Genomic DNA, 22,139 nt, shown 5'->3' with positions numbered 1-22,139 from the left:
AAGCCTTTCCAACGGGTAAACTCAAACGGGATTGTTCCCGGAACGATCCTATGCAACTTCCCTAAAGTTCCTGCTGTCTCTTTCAGAAAGGCGTGCTGTGCTGCGCACACATGACCTCGGATCCCTTCGCTCCGAGCACATTGGACAAACCGTAACCCTGGCTGGCTGGGTGGGCCGCCGTCGTGACCACGGTGGTGTCGCATTCGTGGACCTGCGCGATGCCTCCGGTGTGGCGCAGGTTGTGGTCCGTGAGGAAGAGGTCTTCCACGGTCTGCGCAACGAGTACGTCCTTCAGATCACCGGCACCGTCTCCAAGCGGCCTGAGGGCAATGAGAACCCGGCGCTGGCTACCGGTGAGATCGAGGTCATGGCGGACAAGGTAGTCATCCTTAACACGTCAGATCCGTTGCCGTTCCAGATTGATGAGCACGTTGAGGTGGGTGAGGAAGCCCGCCTGAAGCACCGCTACCTTGACCTTCGCCGCCCCGGCCCCGCACGCAACCTGCGGCTGCGGTCCGAAGCGAACCGGGTGGCCCGGGAACTGCTCCACCAGGACGGTTACGTCGAGATCGAAACACCCACGCTGACACGCTCGACGCCGGAAGGCGCCCGTGACTTTGTGGTTCCCGCACGACTGGCACCGGGTTCCTGGTACGCCCTGCCGCAGTCCCCGCAGCTTTTCAAGCAGCTCCTGCAGGTGGGCGGCTTCGAGAAGTACTACCAGATCGCTCGCTGCTACCGCGACGAGGACTTCCGTGCGGACCGCCAGCCGGAATTCACCCAGCTGGACATCGAGGCCAGCTTCGTGGACCAGGACGACATCATCGCCCTGGGCGAAAACATCGTCAAGGCACTGTGGAAGCTGATCGACGTCGAGATCCCCACCCCCATCCAGCGCATCACCTATGCGGACGCGATGGCGCGCTACGGCTCGGATAAGCCCGATCTCCGCTTCGGCGTGGAGCTGACCGAGCTCACCGAATTCTTCAAGGACACAAACTTCGGTGTCTTCAAGGCTCCGTACGTCGGCGCCGTGGTGATGCCCGGCGGTGCCTCGCAGCCGCGCCGCACCCTGGACGGCTGGCAGGAATTCGCCAAGCAACGCGGACACAAGGGCCTGGCTTACGTGCTCTTCAAGGAAGACGGCGAACTGGCCGGCCCGGTCGCCAAGAACCTGACCGACACCGAGCGTGCTGGCTTGGCCGATGCAGTGGGCGCCAACCCCGGCGACTGCATCTTCTTCGCCGCTGGCGAGAAATCAGCGGCCCGCGCCCTCCTGGGTGCTGCCCGCGTGGAGATCGGCCACCGCAGCGGCCTGATCGACCCCAACGCCTGGGCCTTCTGCTGGGTGGTTGACGCGCCGATGTTCGAACCGGCCGCCGCAGCCGTGGCTTCTGGGGACGTGGCCGTTGGTGCCGGCAAGTGGACGGCTGTCCACCATGCCTTCACCTCGCCCAAGCCAGAGTTCCTGGAAACGTTCGACCAGGACCCGGAATCCGCACTCTCCTACGCCTACGACATCGTGTGCAACGGCAACGAAATTGGCGGCGGCTCCATCCGTATCCACGAGCGCGATGTCCAGGAGCGCGTCTTCGAGCTGATGGGCCTGGACAAGGCAGACGCCCAGACCAAGTTCGGGTTCCTGCTTGAGGGCTTCAAGTTCGGTGCCCCTCCGCACGGCGGCATCGCCTTCGGCTGGGACCGCGTAGTGGCGCTGCTGGCAGGTGTTGAGTCCATCCGCGACGTCATCGCCTTCCCGAAGACCGGCAACGGCTACGACCCGCTGACCCAGGCGCCCGCGCCGATCACGCCGCAGCAGCGCAAGGAAGCCGGCGTCGACTTCAAGCCGGAAGCCAAGAAGGCTGAACCGGACGCCAAGTAGGCTAAAGCTCACATCTGAACAGGAGGCTCTCCGGACAACCGGGGAGCCTCCTGCCGTTGACGAAGGAGTACCGTGGCCGATACTTCCCTGCCGGACCTTGAACGTGTCATGGACGCAGCCTGGCTGGCGCCCGACCGGGGAGACGCTGGCGGGTGGGTTCTGCGCGCCGCAGCTGGCGTGACCCAGCGCGCCAACTCAATTTGGCCCCGCCGCGCGCCGGACGGAAGCCCGCACGACAACCCTGCCCTGCTCCGGCAGGCCCGGGCTTGGTACCGTGGCCGGCGGCTGCCGGTAATCTTCCAAATCGTCGATACCACGCGCAACGAGGCACTGAATGCCTTCCTCGATGCGGAAGGCTTCACACGGCAGTCTGAAACCGTGATCATGGTGCGGGATGCCGGCGGGAACGAGCCAGGGCCCGATGCCGGCGTCGAAATAACGGCGGAGCCTTCCGCGGAATGGCTGCGGCTCTGGTGGAGTGTTGACGGCAGGGGCGGCGATGAGGCCCTTGCCACCGCCCGTGCCATTCTTGAGGGCTGCCCGGCCCTGTACGCACTGGTGAGGGACGACGCCGGGGTCCCCGCCGCCGTCGGACGGCTTGCCGTTCCTCCGGGCCCACAAGGCGGGCCGGGCGACTGGGGCGGCCTGTACTGCATGGCCACGCGGTCCGATGTGCGGCGCCGCGGCTATGGCACCCGGGTTCTCCAAGCCTTAGCCGGATACGGAGCGTCACAAGGGCTGAACGGCTACTGGCTGCTGGTCACCGCCGCGAACCGCGGGGCGCAGGAACTTTACGCGAAGGCCGGGTTCCGGGAGGCCGGCCGCTACAACTACCGCCAGGAACGGCCCAAACGGCACCTGACCGGCTGCTGAATTCGAAGGGGAGTGGGTGCTACGACGCCGGGTCGGTGACCTGGATCCGGACAGCACAGGCATCCGCCGCCGCCTTTTTCAGGACGGCGGCACGGGGGTCGGGCACGTCGAGGTAGGCCAGCCGGGGCAGCTTGGCGTAGTCCTTCAGGACCGGCTCTTCCAGCACCAGGTCAACCAGGGTGCGGTCACCCCCGGGAACGACGTATTCGAACGATTGCCCGCTGAACACCTGCCGGGCCTGCCCCGCAACAGCCTGGACCAGTTCGTCCGCCTGGTTGGAACGGCGTCGTGCAAACCTCTGCTGCGACTGGCCGCCCGCCGCCGTCCGGGACTGCACGTACCTCGTGCCCGCTTTGGACGCCACAATGACTCCTTCGCTGGCCACAGCGACGCCGTAGCCTCCCCGCCGGACCAGGAGAAGACCCAATCGACGCGGCTGGGAGGCGATGGAGGCCAGCCGCTCCAACGCATCGGCGCCCCGCCCCGGCCGGCCGTCCGCGGGCCAGGGCGGCTGCAGCAGTGCCGTGGTGCCGTCCGCCGCAAGAAGCCGCACGCCGTCGTCGTCATCACTGGGCCGGAAGCCGCCGTGGGCGGCGCTGAAGCGCTCCAGCCAACCGGAGAGGCGGGCGCCGGGCACAAAGGCCGTCCGGACCGAACCGGCCCGGCCGGCGCTGTCGGCGTGTGCACTCATGGGACCCCTTTGGGCTGGCGAATTTGGGCGGACGAAGAACTGGCGGATCGGTGCGTTGAACTATGAGTAGCCTATCTATGTGGATGATCTCTTCGCCCAAGGGCCAGGCAACGACGACGACGGCGACAATGGTGCGCCAGCCGCCGCCGGCACCGGCACGGACAACAGCGGCCGGCCCCGCAGCCCGCTGGCAGTCAGGATGCGCCCGCGGACCCTGGACGACGTGGTGGGCCAGCAGCACCTGCTGGGACAGGGCTCGCCCCTGCGCCAGTTGGCCGCCGGCGCAGACGCGGGCGGGCCTGCCGGGCCGGCGTCGGTCATCCTCTGGGGACCTCCTGGGACGGGAAAGACCACGCTTGCCCACGTGATCGCCAAGGGGCGCGGGCGGAAGTTCGTGGAGCTGTCCGCCATCACGGCGGGGGTCAGGGACGTCAGGCGCGTGATGGATGAGGCCCTGACCGCCCGCGACCTGTACAAAACCACCACCGTGCTGTTCCTGGATGAGATCCACCGGTTCAACAAGGCGCAACAGGATGCGCTGCTTCCCGGCGTGGAAAACCGCTGGGTGGTCCTGGTGGCGGCCACCACGGAAAATCCCTCCTTCTCAGTTGTTTCACCGCTCCTGTCCAGGTCTTTGCTGCTGACCCTGAAACCGCTCACCGACGACGACATCGAAGGACTGATCCAGCGCGCTGTCACCGACGCCCGCGGACTGAACGCGAAGGTCGAACTCAGCGATGAGGCACTGGCCCACCTGGTCCGGCTCTCCGGCGGCGATGCCCGGCGCGCCCTGACCGCCCTTGAGGCCGCCGCAGGCGTGGCGTTTGGCGATGCCGACGACACCGGCGACGGTCCCGTGACCGTTGAGCTGAAGCACACAGAACGGGCACTGGACGTGGCAGCGGTGCGCTACGACCGCGCCGGCGATCAGCACTACGACGTCGCCAGTGCCTTTATCAAGTCCGTTCGGGGTTCCGACGTGGACGCAGCCCTGCACTACCTGGCGCGGATGCTGGAAGCGGGGGAGGACCCCCGGTTCGTGGCCCGGCGGATCGTGATATCGGCTGCCGAAGACGTCGGCATGGCGGATCCCACCGCCTTGCAAACCGCCGTGGCTGCGGCCCAGGCGGTGCAGCTGATCGGCATGCCGGAAGGCAGGATCGTGCTGGCCGAAGCCGTGGTGCATCTGGCGACGGCTCCGAAGTCCAACGCGGCCTACATGGGCCTGAACAAGGCGGTGGCCGATGTGCGTGCCGGGCTGGGAAACGGGATTCCGGCGCACCTGCGCGACGCCCACTATCCGGGCTCGAAACAACTGGGCCACGGACTGGGGTACAAGTACGCCCACGACGCCCCGCACTCGGTAGCAACCCAGCAGTACCCGCCTGACGACCTCGTGGGGCGGGATTACTACCTGCCCACGGCCAACGGCGCGGAACGTGACATCGCGATCAGGCTCGAGCGGCTGCGCAAGATCATCCGGGGCAGCTGACTGCCGCGTTTGATCGGGACAGGTGGGGAAAGTAAGGCAAAGATAGCGAATGCTGGTAAGATTGATCGTTGTCTGGCAAGGCACGGACGCACATCCCCGCTAATTTCAGTGTTTATGCTGATTTGTTGGGGTAGCCCTGTGCCCAGTAGCAAAAGGCAGCGGTTGGCCGATGCTCTCCGTCGTGGAGGCCAGTAACACTGACACACCGCAGATATTGGAAGGACACAAGTGGCTAACAACACTCGTGCTCGCCGTACCGCACGCCTTTCGCGTGCACTCGGCATCGCTCTGACCCCCAAGGCCGCCAAGTACATGGAGCGCCGCCCTTACGGCCCCGGTGAGCATGGCCGTGCCCGCAAGAAGCAGGACTCCGACTACGCCGTACGTCTGCGCGAAAAGCAGCGCCTGCGCGCCCAGTACGGCATCCGCGAAGCCCAGATGACCCGCGCCTTCGAAGAAGCCCGCCGCACCAAGGGCCTGACCGGTGAAAACCTGATCGAACTGCTCGAAATGCGTCTTGACGCCCTCGTGCTGCGTGCAGGCTTCGCCCGCACCATCGCCCAGGCCCGCCAGCTCGTTGTGCACCGCCACATCATGGTTGACGGCGTCCGCGTTGACCGTCCGTCGTTCCGCGTTGGCGAAGGCCAGCTGGTCCACGTCCACAGCCGCAGCGAAACCATGGTTCCGCTCCAGGTTGCAGCAGCCGGCGCACACCGCGACGTCCTGCCCCAGGTTCCGGCCTACCTGGACGTCAAGCTTGACGCCCTGCAGGCACGCCTGGTCCGCCGCCCGAAGCGCTCCGAGGTCCCCGTGACCTGCGAAGAGCAGCTCGTCGTCGAATTCTACGCACGCTAAATCCCAGCAGCGTATCCAAAGAAGCCCGTGGCAAGCGCCGCGGGCTTCTTTGTATGTAAGGTACTTGGGGGACATCTGCGGATCGCACGGCAAGTGCGCGGGCAGATGGAGAAGATCCACACAGCTTTTGAGGAGATGAACGTCTATGTCTGGTGGCGATATTGCCGGCCTGATCGCTGCCGGGGTGTTCGCACTCCTGGTGCTGCTGCTCGCGGTGCCCATCCTGAAGCTCGGGCGGGTTTTTGACGAAGTGCGCACATCCATCCGTGCTATCAGCGACGGCGCCACTCCGCTGATGGACGAAGTGACGGCAACAGTGTCCACCACCAACCAGCAGCTGAAGAAGGTGGATGGCATTGCCTCCAACGTTTCCGACGCCTCCGCCAACCTCTCCGCGCTGTCGTCCCTGATGGCGGCAACCGTCGGTTCGCCGCTGATCAAGGTGGCCGCATTCAGCTACGGTGTGCGCTCCGCCTTTGCCAACCGCAAGAAGCCCGCTGCCGGCCGTCGCAGCCGCTAAACCACCGGAGAAACTGATGAAAAGACTTGTCTGGATGGGAATCGGCGTAGCTATCGGAGTCATCGCCTTCCGCAAAGTGACCGAAGCCCAGGCCAACCTGGGCCCGGTTGGCCTGAACCGCGCCGTGGGCCGGCTGGCCGACGGCGTCTACGATTTCGCGGACGCCGTGAGGGCCGGAATGCGCGAGCGTGAGACCGACCTCCGAGCCGCGCTCGGCGTCGAGTCCCAGGAACTGGTCCGGCGCTGACGCTCCGGAACCGGCGGAGAATTTAATCAGCAGTCCCGTATGCCGGGCTGCCCACTGAATCAAAACTGTCACGCTGCAGAACGCGTGAACCAAGAAGGGTATGTAGACAGCTCATGAAGTCGCAGGAGATCACCAAGCGCTGGATCGACTTTTTCGTCAGCAAAGGCCACACCGCCGTGCCTTCGGCCTCCCTGGTCTCCAGCGACCCCTCCCTGCTGTTCACGGTGGCCGGCATGGTCCCGTTCATCCCGTACCTGACGGCCCGGGAGGAAGCGCCCTACGCCCGTGCCACGAGCGTGCAGAAGTGCATCCGCACCGGTGACATCGAGGAAGTGGGAAAAACTGCACGCCATGGCACCTTCTTCCAGATGTGCGGCAACTTCTCCTTCGGCGACTACTTCAAGGAAGACGCCATCAAGTTCGCCTGGGAGCTGCTCACCACCAGCGTGGCCGACGGCGGCTACGGCCTCCCGCCCGAACTGCTGTGGGTGACCGTCTACGAAGAGGACGACGAAGCCAAAGACCTGTGGCTCAAGAACACCGGCGTCCCCGCTGACCGCATCCAGCGCATGGGCAAGGCTGACAACTACTGGCACACCGGGCAGCCCGGCCCCGCAGGCCCCTGCTCCGAGATCTACTACGACCGTGGCCCCGCCTACGGCGTCGACGGCGGACCGATCGCCGACGAGAACCGCTACGTCGAAATCTGGAACCTGGTATTTATGCAGTACCAGATCGACAACGTCCGTTCGAAGGACGACTTCGACATCGTGGGTGAACTGCCCAAGAAGAACATCGACACCGGCCTGGGCATGGAACGCCTGGCCATGATCCTGCAGGGCGTCGAGAACATGTACGAGACCGACCAGGTCCGTCCGGTCATCGACAAGGCAGCGGAGCTTTCCGGGCGGGAATACACTTCCGCCGAGTCCGACGACGATCCGCACCACACCGATGACGTCCGGATGCGCGTTGTGGGTGACCACATCCGCTCAGCCCTGATGCTGATCGCCGACGGCGTGACGCCATCGAATGAAGGCCGCGGCTACGTGCTGCGCCGCCTCATCCGCCGTGCCGTCCGGTCCATGCGCCTGCTCGGCGTTGAAAAGGCCTGCCTTCCGGACCTCCTGCCCGCCTCACGCGACGCCATGAAGGGTGTCTACCCCGTGGTGGAAACGGACTTCGCCCGGATCAGCAGGATCGCCTACGCCGAGGAGAAAGCCTTCCTCCGCACCATCGCATCCGGCACCGCCCGGCTCGAGGACGCCGTGACCGTCTCGAAGGCCGCCGGCAAGCCGCTGTCCGGTGCCGATGCCTTCGCGCTCCACGACACCTATGGCTTCCCCATCGACCTCACCTTGGAAATGGCTGAAGAGGCTGGACTCCGGGTTGATGAGCCTGAATTCCGCAGGCTGATGCTGGAACAGCGTCAGCGCGCCCAGGCCGACGCCAAGGGCAAGAAAGGCGGTCACGCCGACCTCAGCGCCTTCCAGGAACTCCTGGCCCAGGGTGAGACCGTCTTCACGGGCTACACCGACCTCGACGGCGAGTCCCGCGTACGCGGCATCCTCAGCGGCGGCCGGGCAGTGGCACAGGCCTCTACCGGGGATGAGATCGAGCTTGTCCTCGCCGAGACCCCGTTCTACGCCGAGGCTGGCGGCCAGGCCGCCGATACGGGCCTGATCACCGGTGACGGGTTCGTCGTCGAGGTCTTGGATGTCCAGCGTCCGCTGAAGGGACTCAGCGTCCATAAGGCGATCGTCCGCGAAGGCGAGATCCCCTCCGACGCCCTGGTGCGCGCCGCCGTCGACCGGGAACGGCGCCACGCCGCGGAACAGGCCCACACCGGCACCCACATTGTCCACGCTGCACTGCACCAGATCCTGGGCCCGGAAGCCACCCAGCGCGGTTCCTACAACAAGGCCGGCTACCTGCGCTTTGACTTCGCCTGGGGCGAGGGCCTCAGCACCGCCACGCGCTCGGAAATCGAGGAAGTCTCAAACCTGGCCATCCGCAACAACTTCCGGGTAGAGACCAAGGTCATGGGGCTCGCAGAGGCCAAGGCGCTGGGCGCCATGGCACTGTTTGGCGAGAATTACGGCAGCGAAGTCCGCGTGGTGGAGATCGACGGCGCGTGGTCCCGTGAACTCTGCGGCGGCACGCACGTCTCCAACACGTCCCTGATCGGCAGCCTGTCGTTGCTGGGCGAGCAGTCAGTCGGTTCAGGAAACCGCCGCGTCGAAGCTTTTGTGGGCATGGACGCCTTCCGTCACTTGGCCGCCGAGCGCGCGCTGGTGACGGAATTGACCGAGATGCTGAAAGTCCCGTCCGGCCAGCTGGCAGACCGGATCGCGGTGACCCTGGCGAAGCTCAAGAATGCCGAAAAGGAACTGGAACGGCTCCGCAAGGAACAGCTCGCGGCCGCCGCCGGCCAGATTGCCGGAACCGCGAAGGATGCCGCCGGCGTCAGCGTCATCGCCCACGACGCCGGCGAGGTCAGCGGCGCGGACGACCTCCGCGGCCTGGCCCTGGACCTGCGGAACCGCCTCGGCTCCGCCGCGTCCACGGTGGCTGTTGCCGGTGTCACCAACGGCCGGCCCATGATCCTGGTGGCCACCAATGAAGCAGCCCGCGAGGCAGGGGTCAAGGCGGGCGCCCTGGTGCGTCTTGCTGCCGGGATCCTGGGTGGTGGCGGCGGCGGCAAAGACGATGTGGCCCAGGGCGGCGGCACGGACGCAAGCCAGGTTGCACCGGCACTTGCGGCCGTTGTGGACGCGATTTCCCGGCGATAAGCACTCCATGACCAGTCCTGCAGAATCCCGCGCCTACCCCCAGGGCATCAAACTGGGGGTGGACGTGGGCACCGTCCGCGTCGGCGTGGCTCTCTGTGACCGCGACGGCATCCTGGCAACGCCCTACAAGACGTTGGACCGTAACCCGAAGAAGAACTCGGATGTCCGCGTCATTGCGGCGCTCGTTGAGGAACTCGGGGCTGTCCAGGTCATTGTGGGGCTTCCCCGCACCATGAAGGGGGAGGAGCACGCCTCCGCGCGGATGGCGACGGACTACGCGGAGCTGCTGGCCGGTGAGCTGGAAAGCCGGGGTCTGGACGTCCCCGTGTGCCTCGTGGACGAACGCCTGAGCAGCGTGACGGCCCACCGCAACCTGCACGAAGCTGGCATGAGCAGCCGCAACCACCGTAAAGTGGTGGATCAGGTTGCGGCGGCCGGAATTCTCCAGCACGCCATCGACATGCAAAAAGCCAGGGGGACGGACGTCGGCAGCCGCGTGAATGCGGCAGCCCGTCCGGGGCTATCCGGGGACGGGGCAGCGAGTACGCCTGCGCCTGCGGTCCCGGAGGACAAGACTCGATCTTCAGAAAACGGAAGGCTACTGTGAGCCCGGCCAACATTGATGACACCCCCGGCACCACCAGCGACGGTGCGGCCAGGCAGCTGACCCGCAAGGAACTCCGCGCGCTGGAGAAGTCCCTGCACACGGAAAGCAACAATGTTGTTCCGGAGCAGGCCTACGAAACCGGGTTCGACTACCTTGACGGGGGCAACGGCCACAACGCCGCCCCGGTCCCGCCCGAACCTGCAGCCCCTCCAGCGGTCCCGGCCGTGCCGGACGTCCCGCCGGCTTCCAGTTCCGTGCCTGCTGCAGCGCCCGAGACAAAAGCGGCGCCAATCATTCCAGCCGAACCCGAGGGCACACCCCTCGTTCCGGCCGCGCCCGACACCCCGCCGGCTATCCAGCAGGGGGAGCCGACGCCGGCAGGGGAACTGCATGAAGAGATCCCGTCCGCGGACGCCCATCATGGGCTTCACGTCGCCCAAGAGCACTACGTTGGTGCCGCCCACCACGTGGATGGCCAGCACCACACAGACCACAGCTACGTCGGCGCTGACCACACCGACCACTACGACGACGGCCATCATGAGGCTGTGCACTATGAGGACGCGCACTATGAGGACGCGCATTATGAGAACGCTCACCACGACGAGACTCACCACGACGGGCATTACCATCCGGATGACCATCACGACGCCGGCCTGCTCGGCGGCGCTTCGGCAGTTGCAGTAGTGCCCCGTCCTTCCAAGAAAGTGCGGCGCCGGCGCCGCCTCCTCGCGCTGTTCCTGACGCTGGCTGTGTTTGTGACCGCGGTGGCGGTGGGGGCCCAGTTCCTCAAGCCGCTGCTCGGAACCGACAAGCCCAGCGATTTCCCCGGTCCCGGCACTGGCGAGGTTGTGGTGTCCGTGGAACCCGGAGAAGGTACCCGGTCCATGGCCAGCAAGCTGGAAAGCGAAAAGGTGGTGGCCAACGCGGACACCTTCCTTCAGGCCTTCATGGCCTCGGGCGGAACCCTGTCCCCGGGCGACTACACCTTCAAAATGGAGATGAAAAACGCAGACGCCGTCAATGTCCTGTTGGGCCAGGACAAGAGCAAGGTCATCTACTTTGCCTTGAGCGCCGGTCTGAGGATCGGCGAATCGCTGCAGGCCATCTCTGAGGGATCCGGCGTCCCCTTGGAACAGCTGACCGCCCTGAGCAACAAACCGGCGGAGTTCGGCCTGCCGGCCAACGCCAAGAACCTTGAGGGCTTCCTCGCTCCCGGTGAGTATCGCTTCCCGCTGGGCACGCCGGTCAAGGACATCCTGCAGTCCCTGGTAAAGACCACGGTGGACGAACTCGTGGCGCAGGGCATTACAGATCCCGCCAAGCAATACGAGGCCGTGATCGTCGCCAGCATCGTTCAGGCGGAGGGCGGCCAGGCCGAGTACAGGGACGTCGCAGGTGCCATCTACAACCGGCTCAAGCCCAACGACCAGACCAACGGGTACCTCCAGGTCGACTCGGCCGTGACCTACGGCTTGGGCACGAAGAGCTTCAACTTCACGGATGAAGAACGCCAGGACAAGTCCAACCCGTACAACACCTACGCCAACCCCGGTCTGCCGCCGGGACCCATCGGCTCGCCCGGCAAGACGGCCATTGATGCGGCTGCGAAGCCCAAGGCCAATGACTACCTGTACTGGGTGACCATCAACCTGGACACCAAGGAGACCAAGTTCTCCAAGACCCTGGCGGAGCACAACGTGTACGTGGACCAGTACAACACCTGGTGTGAAGCCCACGTAGGCCGCTGCGCATGAGCCTGCGGGCTGCCGTCCTGGGTCACCCGATCAGCCACTCGAAGTCACCGGCCCTGCACACCGCGGCATACGCAAAGCTGGGCATCGACATCAGCTACACGGCCGTGGACCTCACAGAGCGCACGCTGCCTGGCTTCATGCAGGAGATCAGGTCGCAGGAGGGGTGGCGCGGACTTTCCGTGACCATGCCGTTGAAGACGGCAATGCTGCAGGAAGTTGACGAAGTCCGCGGCATCGGGAAAATCCTGGGGGTGGTCAACACCGTTGCGTTCGAAGAGGCAGGTGGCAGCGTCCGCCGTGTCGCCTACAACACGGATGTCGCCGGAATTGTTAACGCCGTCCGAAATGCGGGTGCCCAGCCGGCACCCTCCGCGGTGATCCTCGGCGGAGGCGGCACCGCGGCCGCCGCCGTGGCAGCCCTGAAGCAACTGGGCTCCGGCTCGGTGCAGCTGTTCGTCCGTGACGCCTCCAGGGTGCAGGAGGCACGTGCTGCGGCAGCCGGCGTCGGCATGGACCTCGCCGTGCGGCTCCTATCGGATGCCGCGGGACCTGCGGCTGCTGCCGACGTCGTTATTTCAACATTGCCGCCCCGCGCGGCGGATGGACTTGCCGGCGAACTGGCCGCCAGCGGTGCACGGACCACCGGCGTCCTGCTGGACGTGGCCTACGATCCGTGGCCAAGCCTGATTGCCTCGGCGTGGCAGGCCGGCGGCGGTTCGGTAGTCCCCGGGCTCGAGATGCTGCTCTACCAGGCAGTGGAACAGGTGCGGCTTTTTTCCCGGCTCGGGGACGAAGTTAACGCAGCTGTCATAGATGTGATGTGTGACGCAGTCGGACTCCCCCGACGGGCGTTCTGAGCGCCATACATGGCAGGATGGAAATTATGTTGCGTTGGTTGACAGCCGGTGAATCCCATGGTCCGGCTCTGATGGGAATTATTGAAGGCGTCCCCGCCGGTGTGGAACTCACCAGCGGGCAGATCGCTGATTCATTGGCTCGCCGCCGCCTCGGCTATGGCCGTGGCGCACGCATGAAGTTTGAACAGGACGTTGTAACCATCCTCGGCGGCGTCCGGCACGGCTTGACCCAGGGCGGACCGGTCGCCATCCAGGTGGGGAACACGGAATGGCCCAAATGGGAGCAGATCATGTCCGCTGATCCCGTAGACCCGGATGTACTCGCCGACCAGGCACGCAACGCGCCGCTTACCCGCCCGCGTCCCGGACATGCCGACTTCACCGGCATGCAGAAGTACGGATTCGACGAGGCGCGGCCCGTGCTTGAACGTGCCAGCGCCCGTGAAACGGCCACGCGCGTTGCCATGGGCACGGTCGCTGCCCAGTTCCTCAAGCACCTCGGCATCGAGCTCGTTAGCCACACCGTTTCCATCGCCAGTGTGACCGTGCCCGAAGGCCGGCCGCTGCCCGTACCCGCCAACGTCATCGCCCTGGACGCTGACCCGCTGCGCTGCTTCGACCGCGAGACCTCAGACGCCATGGTTGCCGAAGTCGATGCGGCGCACAAGGAAGGCGAAACCCTCGGCGGCGTGGTTGAGGTACTCGCCTACGGCCTGCCGCCGGGGCTCGGCAGCTACGTCCACTGGGACCGTCGGCTCGACTCCCGGCTGGCCGCTGCCCTCATGGGTATCCAGGCCATCAAAGGCGTGGAAGTCGGCGACGGTTTCCTCACGGCAGCACGCCGAGGCTCCGCTGCCCATGACGAGATCGTCAAGGACGCAGACGGCAAGATCATCCGCACATCCAACCGTGCTGGCGGCATCGAAGGCGGCATGAGCATCGGCGACGTGCTGCGCGTCCGTGCGGCGATGAAGCCCATTGCCACGGTTCCCCGTGCCCTGAAGACCATCGACGTCAGCACCGGCGAGGCTGCCAAGGCACACCACCAGCGCTCGGACGTCTGTGCCGTGCCCGCCGCTGGCGTTGTGGCCGAAGCCATGGTGGCACTGGTCCTTGCCGAGGCCGTCACCGAAAAGTTTGGCGGCGATTCCGTGGCCGAAACGAAGCGCAACATCAAGGGTTACCTGGACAACATTCCGGCGTCCCTGGACTCGATCGGCCACTAGTGCCCCACCGCAGCAAACCACATGCGGCGGACGCCAGGCCCATTGTCCTGATCGGCCCCATGGCTGTCGGAAAGTCCGCCATCGGCTACCAACTGGCGCAACAGCTGGGGGCGCCGTTTGTGGATACCGACGTCGTGATCGTGGGCAACCATGGGTCCATCGCTGACATCTTTGCCGGACGGGGCGAGCGTGCCTTCCGGGAAATCGAAGCCCGGACCGTGGCCAGCGTCGTGGAACAGGCCTCCGGCACCGCAACAGTGATCTCGCTGGGGGGCGGCGCCGTCCTGGATTCCGGAACCCAGCAGCTGCTGGAAAGCTGCACCGTGGTCTACCTGGAATGTGACGCGGAGACCGTGGCCAGCCGCATTGCCCGCAATTCCGGCCGTCCCTTGCTCGCCGGCGATGCCATGGGAAAGTGGATCTCGATGTTCGCCGCCAGGAAGCCGGTCTACGAACGGCTGGCAGACGTGGTTCTGGACGTCCGTGAGGGCTCCATCGCCGAAATCGGGCGCCGGCTCGAAGTTGCGCTGCGGGAATTCGCAGCTGCCAAACAGGAAGTTGAAAAGTGAGCGTCGAATCAACAGTTATCAAGGTCACCGGAGAATCGGCTGCCCAGAACTACGACGTCGTGGTCGGCCGGGGCCTGCTCGGCAGCCTTCCGGAACTCCTGGGTGAGCGGGTCCGGCGTGTGTTGGTCATCCACCCCCGGGCGCTGCGGCTCACGGGTGACACCGTGCGGGACGAACTCGCCGCCGCCGGGTTCACCTCGCTGACCGCAGAGATCCCGGATGCCGAGGAAGGCAAGCACATCCAGGTGGCGGCTTTCTGCTGGCAGGTACTGGGCCAGAACGACTTCACCCGCTCTGATGCCATCGTCGCCGTGGGCGGAGGCGCCGTGACTGACCTCGCCGGCTTTGTGGCCGCCACGTGGCTCAGGGGCGTCAAAGTCATCCACATGCCCACCAGCCTGCTGGGAATGGTGGACGCCTCCGTAGGGGGTAAAACCGGCATCAACACGGCAGAGGGCAAAAACCTGGTGGGCGCCTTCCATCCGCCCGCAGGGGTGCTGGTGGATCTGGACACCCTGAACACGCTGCCGCGAAACGAGCTGGTTTCCGGCATGGCGGAGGTGGTCAAATGCGGTTTCATCGCCGATCCGGCCATCCTGGACCTCGTGGAGAAAGATCCTGAAGCGGTGGTGGATCCGCAGTCCGCCGTACTGCGGGAACTTATTGAGCGGGCCATCGCTGTCAAGGCAAAGGTTGTTTCGGAGGACCTTAAGGAATCCGGGCTGCGCGAAATCCTCAACTACGGCCACACCCTGGGCCACGCCATCGAACTCGTGGAGCGTTACTCGTGGCGCCACGGCGCGGCAGTGTCGGTCGGCATGATGTTCGCCGCTGAGCTGGCCCGCAGCGTAGGTCGCCTCAGCGACGCCGACGCCGACCGCCACCGCAGCATCCTCGAGACACTCGGCCTGCCCGTCACCTACCGCCGGGACCGGTGGCAGGGCCTCCTGGATGGCATGCGCAGGGACAAGAAGTCCCGCGGAGACCTCCTGCGCTTCGTTGTCCTTGACGGCGTGGCCAAGCCTGGCATCCTCGATGTCCCGGACACCTCTCTGCTGTTCGCCGCCTACCAGGAAATTGCTTCCTGATGCAGGGCGACCTTGAAGGCACCAGCGACTGGCCGGAGGCCGGCTTCCCCGGGATTCGCATCAACCCGGAATCCCTGCTGCCGGAGATCGTGAACGAGGACGTCTGCCGGGATGCCTTGGCAGTGTCCACCGACCCCGCCGACCACATTTTTGTGCTGCTGGTGGAAGGCCATGGCCCGGAAGCGGCCGAACTGTTGGCTGAAGCCCGCTTCAGGGATCCCGAATCGTTCAGGTTGAGGGCTTTCGAAGCCGAGGTCCTGCGGGTTTCCAACCGCCTGGACCGGGCCGTGGAGCTGTTCCGGCAGCTGCTCGCCGAGGTCCAGGGAACGCCCCGTGAGGCTTTGGTCCTGCAGTTCCTCGGCAAAACGCAGTACACGGCCGGCCAGACCTCCGCCGCTGTTGAGTCATTCGCCCGGGCACTGGACCTGCGGGTTGCCCAGTCGGCCGACGCCGCCCTGATCTACTCTTCCACCGTGGCACTCCAGCGGGCCCGCGACGTACTCGAACTGGCCTGCTGAGAGTAGCCCGCCAGCGGCCCGGACGTCCCTGACCGAAGCCGCGCCGGATTTACCGGTAGAATGGTTCTTGGATTTTTGACAAACACGCGCTGGCGGGCCGATTGGCATGCTGGCCGGCATAGATACGTCTGACCGCCCAGGCAGATAGAAACCAGAGGAAATCAGTGGCAACCACTAACGACATCAAGAACGGAACGGTCCTCAAGCTTGAGGGCCAGCTCTGGAACATCATCGAATTCCAGCACGTCAAGCCTGGCAAGGGTGGTGCGTTCGTTCGGACCAAGATGCGCAACGTGATGTCCGGCAAGGTTGTGGACAAGACCTTCAACGCCGGCCTCAAGATCGAGACCGCCACGGTTGACCGCCGCGATTACCAGTACCTGTACCAGGACGGCGCGGACTTCGTGTTCATGGACACCTCCGACTTCGACCAAATCACCGTTTCCGGAGCAACGGTAGGCGACGCCACCAACTTCATGCTGGAAAACCAGATGGTCAACATCGCCATCCACGAGGGCACCCCGCTCTACATTGAACTTCCCCCCAGCGTTGTCCTGGAAATCACCTACACCGAGCCGGGCCTGCAGGGCGACCGCTCCTCCGCGGGCACCAAGCCCGCCACGCTCGAAACCGGCTACGAGATCCAGGTTCCGCTCTTCGTCGAGAACAACACGAAGGTCAAGGTCGACACCCGCGACGGCAGCTACCTCGGCCGGGTCAGCGAGTAGTGAGCGCACGCGGTAAAGCCCGTAACAGGGCGCTGGACGTTCTTTTCGAAGCTGAGCAACGCTCGGTCTCCGCTTTTGATGTCCTCCGGGCCCGGCGGGAAAACACGGACCAGATCGTCAACCCGTACACCCTGGAAATAGTTGAAGGCGTGGTCTCACAGCAGACCGCCATCGACGAGTTCCTGGAGACCTACTCACAGGGCTGGACCCTGGAGCGCATGCCCTCGGTGGACCGCATCATCTTGCGCATCGGCACCTGGGAGCTGCTGTACAACGACGACGTCCCCGACGGCGTGGCTGTCAGTGAGGCCGTGGCGCTGGCCAAGACGCTGTCAACCGACGAGTCGCCGTCGTTCATTAACGGACTCCTTGGACGCCTGCAGCAGCTGAAGCCTTCGCTGCTGGCTTAGTCCGCACGTCCATCCCCAAGGGGCCGGCGTCCGCCATCTGGCGGACGCCGGCCCCTTGTGCGTTTTCCCGGCTGGCAGCGCACGCGCTTTGCTGCCAGCCGGTGCCGTCAGCCGGCGACGGCGGCCCGCAGGGCCAGGATCCGGTGCAGCTGATCGCGTTCTTCAGCCTGGTGCAGCGCCACGTCGCGGCCGCTCAGGATGCGCTGCCGGGTGAAGGCGAGCTGCGTGACTGCCTTCACGAAGGCCTTCATCTGCGGCCGCCGGTTGTAGCCGGCAGCCCAACTGAGTGCAGTGCGCCTGCCGCCTGGCGTGGCGAGGAGGTCGACTTCGGCAGGCGTGAACCAACCTGCCGCGGCATACTCCAGCAACCGCTGCCGGGTGAGGCGGTTTTCGGCGACGCGCAGCAGGATGACCACGCCAATGAACAGCACAAAGATGGGCACCTGGATGAGGATGTAGTCCGCGAGGAAGCCCTGGCCCATGCTGTTCCACCGGTTGTGCAGGAACATCGCTGGAAGCAGGCCCACCACAAACGCCGCAACCGACGCGCCCGTGTGCCAACGCCGGGCTGCAAACCCCATGATGAGGCCGGTTGTTCCGGTGAAGATGGCGTGGGCGAACGGTGACATTACCCCGCGCAGGAGGAAGATCTGGGCCAGGTCGGTGGCGGGGCTGGCAGACTCTGCGATGGCCCGGCCGAAGTACAGGATGTTCTCCGTGAACGCGAATCCTCCGGCAATCGTGAACGCGAAGACCACCCCGTCAACCGGTCCGTCGAAGTGCCTGCGCGCCATCAGCAGCAGCAACAGCAGCCCGAGGGACTTGGCGAATTCCTCAACGACCGGTGCCTGGACAGTGGCCATGTACGTCTGGATGTCGGGTTCGTCGGAAAACTGGTAGGTGAGCGCAAAGAACGGCTGGACGAGCAGCGTGACGGCGATCGATACTGCGGCGCCCCAAGTGAACGCAAAGAACAGGAGTCTTTTTGGTTCCGGCTCCCACCGGTCGATCACGTGGACTGTCAGGAGCACCGCGGACAGCGGGAGCAGCGAGGCGATGAAACCCACCATGAACCCGGCGGTTCCCGTGTTGGCTAGGAGGAACGGAACCACCAGGAACAGGCTGAGGAATGCCAGGGCACCGCCGCCGATCATCAGTACCAGCAGGCCCGCACGGCTCGGGGGAGCGACCGGGCCCTGCCGGCCCTGGGCGACCGGCTGGACCACGGAATGGACCGGGCCGCCTGCATTGCCCGGCACCGGCCGGTAGTACTCCGGCTGGACGTGGCCCATCCAACTGGGGTTCGCCTGGCTGGGAAGAGGTCCCTGCGGTCCGGAGGGTCCTGGCTGGCCGGGACGGTGATGGGGGTGCATCGACATAAGGAAAGCCTATGGTGCGTCCATCATGGCTCCAAAGGCGCAGCTTGCGGTGTGGCAAGGCGCAACGCAGGGGTGGGGCCCGGATGTGACCATTAACGCGCTCCTCCGGCAAGGGACCGCACCGCGCCGTGTGGTAATTTTGGAACGCAAATAATCCTTCTTTTAATTCCGTCCTGTGAGGCGGGGAAAGGGGAGACGAGCGTTGACTTCTGTCACAAGCGCACCGGTTCCAGCCAGGGTTGTCCTCAACCAGGCAGACATTGACCGCGCCCTCACTCGTATCGCCCATGAGATCCTCGAGGCCAACAAAGGCTCCAAGGACCTGGTGCTGCTGGGCATTCCGCGGCGCGGCTATCCGCTGGCACTCCGGCTGGCCCGCAAGATTGCTGCCGCTGACCCCACCGTTGACGCCGCCGCGATCGTCGGACAATTGGACGTCACCATGTTCCGCGACGACCTCTCCCACCAGCCCACCAGGCCTCCCTATCCCACCCAACTCCCGCGCACGGGGATCGACAACAAGGTCGTGGTGCTCATCGATGACGTGTTGTACTCCGGCCGCACCATCCGTGCCGCCTTGGACGCCATCATCGACCTCGGCCGTCCACGGATCGTCCGGCTCGCCGTGCTGATCGACCGTGGCCACCGCGAGCTTCCCATCAGGGCCGACCACGTGGGAAAGAACCTGCCCACGTCCTCCGCCGAGAAGGTCCGGGTCCGCCTTGAGGAAACCGATACTTCCCCCGACGGGTCCACGGTCAACGAAGTGGTTATCGAGGGCGGCGCGTGAAACACCTCCTCTCAACCGAAGACCTGAGCCTGTCCAACGCCATCCGCATCCTCGACACCGCCGAAGAAATGGCCGCCGTGGGGGACCGTGAGGTCAAGAAGCTCCCGGCCCTGCGTGGCCGCACCGTAGTGAACCTCTTCTTCGAAGACTCCACCCGCACCAGGATCTCCTTCGAAGCGGCCGCCAAGCGGTTGTCCGCCGACGTCATCAACTTCGCGGCCAAGGGGTCTTCAGTCTCCAAGGGTGAGTCCCTCAAGGACACAGCCCAGACACTGGCCGCCATGGGAGCGGACGCCGTAGTAATCCGCCACTGGGCTTCCGGTGCGCCCCACCGCCTGGCAGCCACCGACTGGATCGACGCCGCCGTCATCAACGCCGGGGACGGCACCCACGAACACCCCACCCAGGCACTCCTGGATGCCTTCACCATGCGCCGTCACTGGGCGAAGCTCGCCGGCACCGGATCCATCGGCGCGGACCTGTCGGGCATGCGCGTCGCCATTGCCGGAGACGTCCTGCACTCCCGTGTAGCCCGCTCCAACGTCTGGCTGCTCCGCACGCTCGGCGCGGAAGTTACGCTCGTAGCCCCGCCCACCCTGCTGCCCATCGGCGTCGAACAGTGGCCGTGCAAGGTCAGCTACAACATGGATGAAACCCTTGAACAGGGAGTGGACGCCGTCATGATGCTGCGCGTGCAGGGCGAGCGGATGAACGCCTCGTTCTTCCCCTCCACCCGCGAATACTCCCGCCGCTGGGGTTTCGACGACAACCGGCTCCGTGCCCTGGACAGCCTGGGGCTCAAAGACACGATCATCATGCACCCCGGCCCCATGAACCGTGGCCTGGAAATTTCCGCAGCCGCCGCGGATTCGCCCCGCTCCACCGTGCTGTCGCAGGTGAAGAACGGCGTCTCCGTCCGGATGGCCGCCCTGTACCTGCTGCTCTCCGGGGATACCCGCGAACCAGCCGCCACCCCCACTAAGGAGAGCAACTGATGGCAGAGAATAACGGAACCTACCTGATACGTGGCGCAGCGGTACTGGGCGCCGGCGCCGAGGACCTCCTTATCCGCGACGGCGTCATCGCAGTCCGGGGAACCGGCGCAGCCACGCACGCCGACGCCGACGATGCCACCGTCATTGAGGCAGCGGGCCTGGTGGCGCTGCCCGGCATGGTGGACGTCCACACGCACCTGCGCGAACCCGGCCGCGAGGACGCCGAGACCGTCGAAACGGGTACCCGCGCGGCCGCCCTTGGCGGCTACACCGCCGTGCACGCCATGGCCAACAGCACCCCCGTGGCGGATACCGCCGGAGTAGTGGAGCAGGTCTACAGCCTGGGCCGCGCCGCCGGCTGGGTGGATGTCCGTCCGGTCGGCGCAGTCACTGTCGGCCTGGCGGGGGAGCAGTTGGCCGAGCTCGGTGCCATGGCCGACTCCCGCGCCCGCGTCCGCATGTTCTCCGACGACGGCATCTGCGTCCACGATCCTGTCCTGATGCGCAGGGCCCTCGAATACGTCAAGGCGTTCGACGGCGTCGTGGCCCAGCATGCGCAGGAGCCGCGCCTCACCGCCGGTGCCCAGATGAACGAGGGCGAAGTTTCCGCCGTCCTCGGACTTACCGGCTGGCCAGCGGTCGCCGAGGAGAGCATCATTGCACGCGACGTCCTGCTCGCCCAGCACGTGAACTCGCGCCTCCACGTCTGCCACGTATCCACCGCCGGTTCTGTGGAGATCATCCGCTGGGCCAAGGAGCGCGGCATCAACGTCACCGCCGAGGTCACCCCGCACCACCTCCTGCTCACTGACGACCTCGTCCGCAGCTATAACCCCGTCTACAAGGTCAACCCGCCGCTGCGGACCGACGCGGACGTACAGGCACTGCGCGCCGGCCTCGCCGATGGCACCATCGACGTCGTGGGCACCGACCACGCCCCCCACCCCAGCGAGCACAAGGAGTGCGAGTGGGCGCAGGCCGCGATGGGCATGACCGGGCTGGAAACCGCGCTGTCCGTGGTCCAGCACACCATGATCGAAACCGGACTGATGACCTGGGCCGACTTCGCCCGGGTGACCTCCACGGCCGCAGCACAGATCGGCCGGCTGGCGGACCAAGGCCGCCCCCTCGAGGCTGGCGAGCCCGCCAACCTCATCCTGGTGGACCCCAACGCCCGCTGGACCGTCGACCCCGCCAAGATGGCAACCATGGGCCGCAACTCGCCGTTTGCCGGCCTGGAACTGCCTGGCAAGGTGGTGGCCACGTTCTACAAAGGGCACCCCACCGTCCTGGACGGCCAGCTCAACACCCCCTACCGCGAAGTGGCGGGCGTCTCCTGATGGACACCAAGCTCCTCACCGGCATCATCACGGTGGCGATCATCGCCGTGGTCCTGCTGATGATCTGGACCGGGTGGCGGAACCGCCTCAAGCGGCAGGCCGACGTCGAGCAGTTACCTGCAGTGCCCGAGGCACCCGGAACGGCTCTCGAGGTAGCGGAAGGCCAGTACGTCGCATCAACCACCGCGGGGGACTGGCTGGACCGGATCGCCGTGCACGGGCTGGGCATCCGGACCAACGCGACCCTCTCGGTCTACGCCCATGGTGTGCTTTTTGACCGGTCCGGGGCGCCGGCGGTCTACATTCCGGCCGCGGACCTCACGGGCGTGCGGCAGGACAGCGGCATGGCCGGCAAGTTCGTGGAAAAGGACGGCCTCCTGGTTCTCAGCTGGAGGCTGGGCTCCCATGAGCTGGACACCGGCTTCCGTACCCGCCGCGCCGCAGACAAAACAGCCCTTTTCGAATCCCTTCAGCAATTGATCTCCGCGGCCCCCCAGGCTGATCCCCAGAGTGGAAAGTAAAA

22 protein-coding genes are annotated in these 22,139 nt (G+C 65.7%); 20 read left to right on the top strand and 2 right to left on the bottom strand.

Going from position 1 to position 22,139, the window contains the following annotated elements:
* The first annotated feature begins 97 nt into the window (after positions 1 to 97).
* A complete protein-coding gene (gene aspS / locus V9L18_RS18450; RefSeq protein WP_337348604.1) occupies positions 98 to 1,882 on the top strand; it encodes an aspartate--tRNA ligase in 1,785 nt (594 codons plus the stop codon).
* Positions 1,883 to 1,954: 72 nt separating this feature from the next.
* A complete protein-coding gene (locus V9L18_RS18445) occupies positions 1,955 to 2,755 on the top strand; it encodes a GNAT family N-acetyltransferase (RefSeq protein WP_337348603.1) in 801 nt (266 codons plus the stop codon).
* Between the two features lie 19 nt (positions 2,756 to 2,774).
* Here V9L18_RS18445 and V9L18_RS18440 read toward each other — a convergent pair whose 3' ends face one another.
* Entirely contained in the window at positions 2,775 to 3,446 is a 672-nt protein-coding gene (locus tag V9L18_RS18440) for an acVLRF1 family peptidyl-tRNA hydrolase (protein WP_337348602.1), read from the bottom strand.
* 79 nt (positions 3,447 to 3,525) lie between these two features.
* Between V9L18_RS18440 and V9L18_RS18435 the strand changes: the two genes are divergently transcribed.
* From V9L18_RS18435 to nusB, 14 genes are all read left to right on the top strand, one after another.
* Positions 3,526 to 4,938 (top strand): replication-associated recombination protein A, encoded by a 1,413-nt coding sequence (locus V9L18_RS18435; RefSeq protein WP_337348601.1) that lies wholly within the window; start codon positions 3,526 to 3,528, stop codon positions 4,936 to 4,938.
* A 228-nt stretch (positions 4,939 to 5,166) separates the two neighbouring features.
* Positions 5,167 to 5,793 carry a 30S ribosomal protein S4 gene (gene rpsD, locus V9L18_RS18430; RefSeq protein ID WP_066291666.1) on the top strand — a complete coding sequence of 209 codons (627 nt, stop codon included), beginning with the start codon at positions 5,167 to 5,169 and terminating at the stop codon, positions 5,791 to 5,793.
* A gap of 145 nt (positions 5,794 to 5,938) precedes the next feature.
* Positions 5,939 to 6,313, top strand: coding sequence for a DUF948 domain-containing protein (locus tag V9L18_RS18425; RefSeq protein ID WP_066291665.1), 375 nt, complete (start codon positions 5,939 to 5,941; stop codon positions 6,311 to 6,313).
* A gap of 16 nt (positions 6,314 to 6,329) precedes the next feature.
* Positions 6,330 to 6,560, top strand: a complete 231-nt coding sequence (locus V9L18_RS18420; protein WP_207307738.1) for a hypothetical protein — start codon at positions 6,330 to 6,332, stop codon at positions 6,558 to 6,560.
* A 113-nt stretch (positions 6,561 to 6,673) separates the two neighbouring features.
* Positions 6,674 to 9,352 carry an alanine--tRNA ligase gene (alaS, locus tag V9L18_RS18415; protein WP_337348600.1) on the top strand — a complete coding sequence of 893 codons (2,679 nt, stop codon included), beginning with the start codon at positions 6,674 to 6,676 and terminating at the stop codon, positions 9,350 to 9,352.
* A 7-nt stretch (positions 9,353 to 9,359) separates the two neighbouring features.
* Positions 9,360 to 9,959 (top strand): Holliday junction resolvase RuvX, encoded by a 600-nt coding sequence (gene ruvX, locus V9L18_RS18410; protein WP_337348599.1) that lies wholly within the window; start codon positions 9,360 to 9,362, stop codon positions 9,957 to 9,959.
* Complete coding sequence (gene mltG / locus V9L18_RS18405; protein WP_337348598.1) at positions 9,956 to 11,716, top strand: endolytic transglycosylase MltG; 1,761 nt, start codon at positions 9,956 to 9,958, stop codon at positions 11,714 to 11,716. The genes ruvX and mltG overlap by 4 nt, the downstream gene beginning before the upstream one ends.
* Entirely contained in the window at positions 11,713 to 12,573 is an 861-nt protein-coding gene (locus V9L18_RS18400) for a shikimate dehydrogenase (protein ID WP_337348597.1), read from the top strand. The genes mltG and V9L18_RS18400 overlap by 4 nt, the downstream gene beginning before the upstream one ends.
* A gap of 26 nt (positions 12,574 to 12,599) precedes the next feature.
* The gene (aroC, locus tag V9L18_RS18395; RefSeq protein WP_337348596.1) at positions 12,600 to 13,799 is read left to right on the top strand and encodes a chorismate synthase; all 1,200 of its coding nucleotides are present in this window, start codon (positions 12,600 to 12,602) and stop codon (positions 13,797 to 13,799) included.
* Between the two features lie 59 nt (positions 13,800 to 13,858).
* Entirely contained in the window at positions 13,859 to 14,368 is a 510-nt protein-coding gene (locus V9L18_RS18390; protein ID WP_337348626.1) for a shikimate kinase, read from the top strand.
* Positions 14,365 to 15,456, top strand: a complete 1,092-nt coding sequence (gene aroB / locus V9L18_RS18385; RefSeq protein WP_337348595.1) for a 3-dehydroquinate synthase — start codon at positions 14,365 to 14,367, stop codon at positions 15,454 to 15,456. Before V9L18_RS18390 ends, aroB begins: the two co-directional genes overlap by 4 nt.
* Positions 15,456 to 15,974, top strand: coding sequence for a tetratricopeptide repeat protein (locus tag V9L18_RS18380; protein WP_337348594.1), 519 nt, complete (start codon positions 15,456 to 15,458; stop codon positions 15,972 to 15,974). Before aroB ends, V9L18_RS18380 begins: the two co-directional genes overlap by 1 nt.
* Before the next feature lie 164 nt (positions 15,975 to 16,138).
* On the top strand, positions 16,139 to 16,702 hold the full coding sequence (gene efp / locus V9L18_RS18375) for an elongation factor P (protein WP_337348593.1): 564 nt from the start codon (positions 16,139 to 16,141) through the stop codon (positions 16,700 to 16,702).
* Complete coding sequence (nusB, locus tag V9L18_RS18370) at positions 16,702 to 17,112, top strand: transcription antitermination factor NusB (RefSeq protein ID WP_337348592.1); 411 nt, start codon at positions 16,702 to 16,704, stop codon at positions 17,110 to 17,112. Before efp ends, nusB begins: the two co-directional genes overlap by 1 nt.
* 107 nt (positions 17,113 to 17,219) lie before the next feature.
* Here nusB and V9L18_RS18365 read toward each other — a convergent pair whose 3' ends face one another.
* Positions 17,220 to 18,491 carry a PrsW family intramembrane metalloprotease gene (locus V9L18_RS18365; protein ID WP_337348591.1) on the bottom strand — a complete coding sequence of 424 codons (1,272 nt, stop codon included), beginning with the start codon at positions 18,489 to 18,491 and terminating at the stop codon, positions 17,220 to 17,222.
* 202 nt (positions 18,492 to 18,693) lie between these two features.
* On the opposite strand from V9L18_RS18365, the gene pyrR reads away from it, so the two are divergent.
* The 4 genes from pyrR to V9L18_RS18345 are packed head-to-tail and all read left to right on the top strand — an operon-like array spanning position 18,694 to position 22,137.
* Positions 18,694 to 19,281, top strand: coding sequence for a bifunctional pyr operon transcriptional regulator/uracil phosphoribosyltransferase PyrR (gene pyrR, locus V9L18_RS18360; RefSeq protein ID WP_337348590.1), 588 nt, complete (start codon positions 18,694 to 18,696; stop codon positions 19,279 to 19,281).
* Positions 19,278 to 20,276, top strand: a complete 999-nt coding sequence (locus tag V9L18_RS18355) for an aspartate carbamoyltransferase catalytic subunit (protein WP_337348589.1) — start codon at positions 19,278 to 19,280, stop codon at positions 20,274 to 20,276. The genes pyrR and V9L18_RS18355 overlap by 4 nt, the downstream gene beginning before the upstream one ends.
* Entirely contained in the window at positions 20,276 to 21,616 is a 1,341-nt protein-coding gene (locus tag V9L18_RS18350; RefSeq protein WP_337348588.1) for a dihydroorotase, read from the top strand. The genes V9L18_RS18355 and V9L18_RS18350 overlap by 1 nt, the downstream gene beginning before the upstream one ends.
* Positions 21,616 to 22,137 carry a PH-like domain-containing protein gene (locus V9L18_RS18345; protein ID WP_337348587.1) on the top strand — a complete coding sequence of 174 codons (522 nt, stop codon included), beginning with the start codon at positions 21,616 to 21,618 and terminating at the stop codon, positions 22,135 to 22,137. Before V9L18_RS18350 ends, V9L18_RS18345 begins: the two co-directional genes overlap by 1 nt.
* Positions 22,138 to 22,139 lie beyond the last annotated feature (2 nt).

The organism is Pseudarthrobacter sp. CCNWLW217 (assembly GCF_037203985.1).
In the GTDB taxonomy this organism is placed as follows: Bacteria; Actinomycetota; Actinomycetes; order Actinomycetales; family Micrococcaceae; genus Arthrobacter.
Note: the sequence above shows the minus strand (reverse complement) of the source record. Positions and strands in the feature narration are given on the sequence as shown.

Excerpts from the sequence above, each read along its gene's own strand:
- V9L18_RS18440 (WP_337348602.1), bottom strand. The coding sequence starts at position 3,446 with ATGAGTGCACACGCCGACAGCGCCGGCCGGGCCGGTTCGGTCCGGACG.
- V9L18_RS18425 (WP_066291665.1), top strand. The coding sequence starts at position 5,939 with ATGTCTGGTGGCGATATTGCCGGCCTGATCGCTGCCGGGGTGTTCGCA.
- V9L18_RS18420 (WP_207307738.1), top strand. The coding sequence starts at position 6,330 with ATGAAAAGACTTGTCTGGATGGGAATCGGCGTAGCTATCGGAGTCATC.
- alaS (WP_337348600.1), top strand. The coding sequence starts at position 6,674 with ATGAAGTCGCAGGAGATCACCAAGCGCTGGATCGACTTTTTCGTCAGC.
- ruvX (WP_337348599.1), top strand. The coding sequence starts at position 9,360 with ATGACCAGTCCTGCAGAATCCCGCGCCTACCCCCAGGGCATCAAACTG.
- V9L18_RS18400 (WP_337348597.1), top strand. The coding sequence starts at position 11,713 with ATGAGCCTGCGGGCTGCCGTCCTGGGTCACCCGATCAGCCACTCGAAG.
- aroC (WP_337348596.1), top strand. The coding sequence starts at position 12,600 with ATGTTGCGTTGGTTGACAGCCGGTGAATCCCATGGTCCGGCTCTGATG.
- V9L18_RS18390 (WP_337348626.1), top strand. The coding sequence starts at position 13,859 with ATGGCTGTCGGAAAGTCCGCCATCGGCTACCAACTGGCGCAACAGCTG.
- V9L18_RS18380 (WP_337348594.1), top strand. The coding sequence starts at position 15,456 with ATGCAGGGCGACCTTGAAGGCACCAGCGACTGGCCGGAGGCCGGCTTC.
- V9L18_RS18365 (WP_337348591.1), bottom strand. The coding sequence starts at position 18,491 with ATGTCGATGCACCCCCATCACCGTCCCGGCCAGCCAGGACCCTCCGGA.
- V9L18_RS18350 (WP_337348588.1), top strand. The coding sequence starts at position 20,276 with ATGGCAGAGAATAACGGAACCTACCTGATACGTGGCGCAGCGGTACTG.
- V9L18_RS18345 (WP_337348587.1), top strand. The coding sequence starts at position 21,616 with ATGGACACCAAGCTCCTCACCGGCATCATCACGGTGGCGATCATCGCC.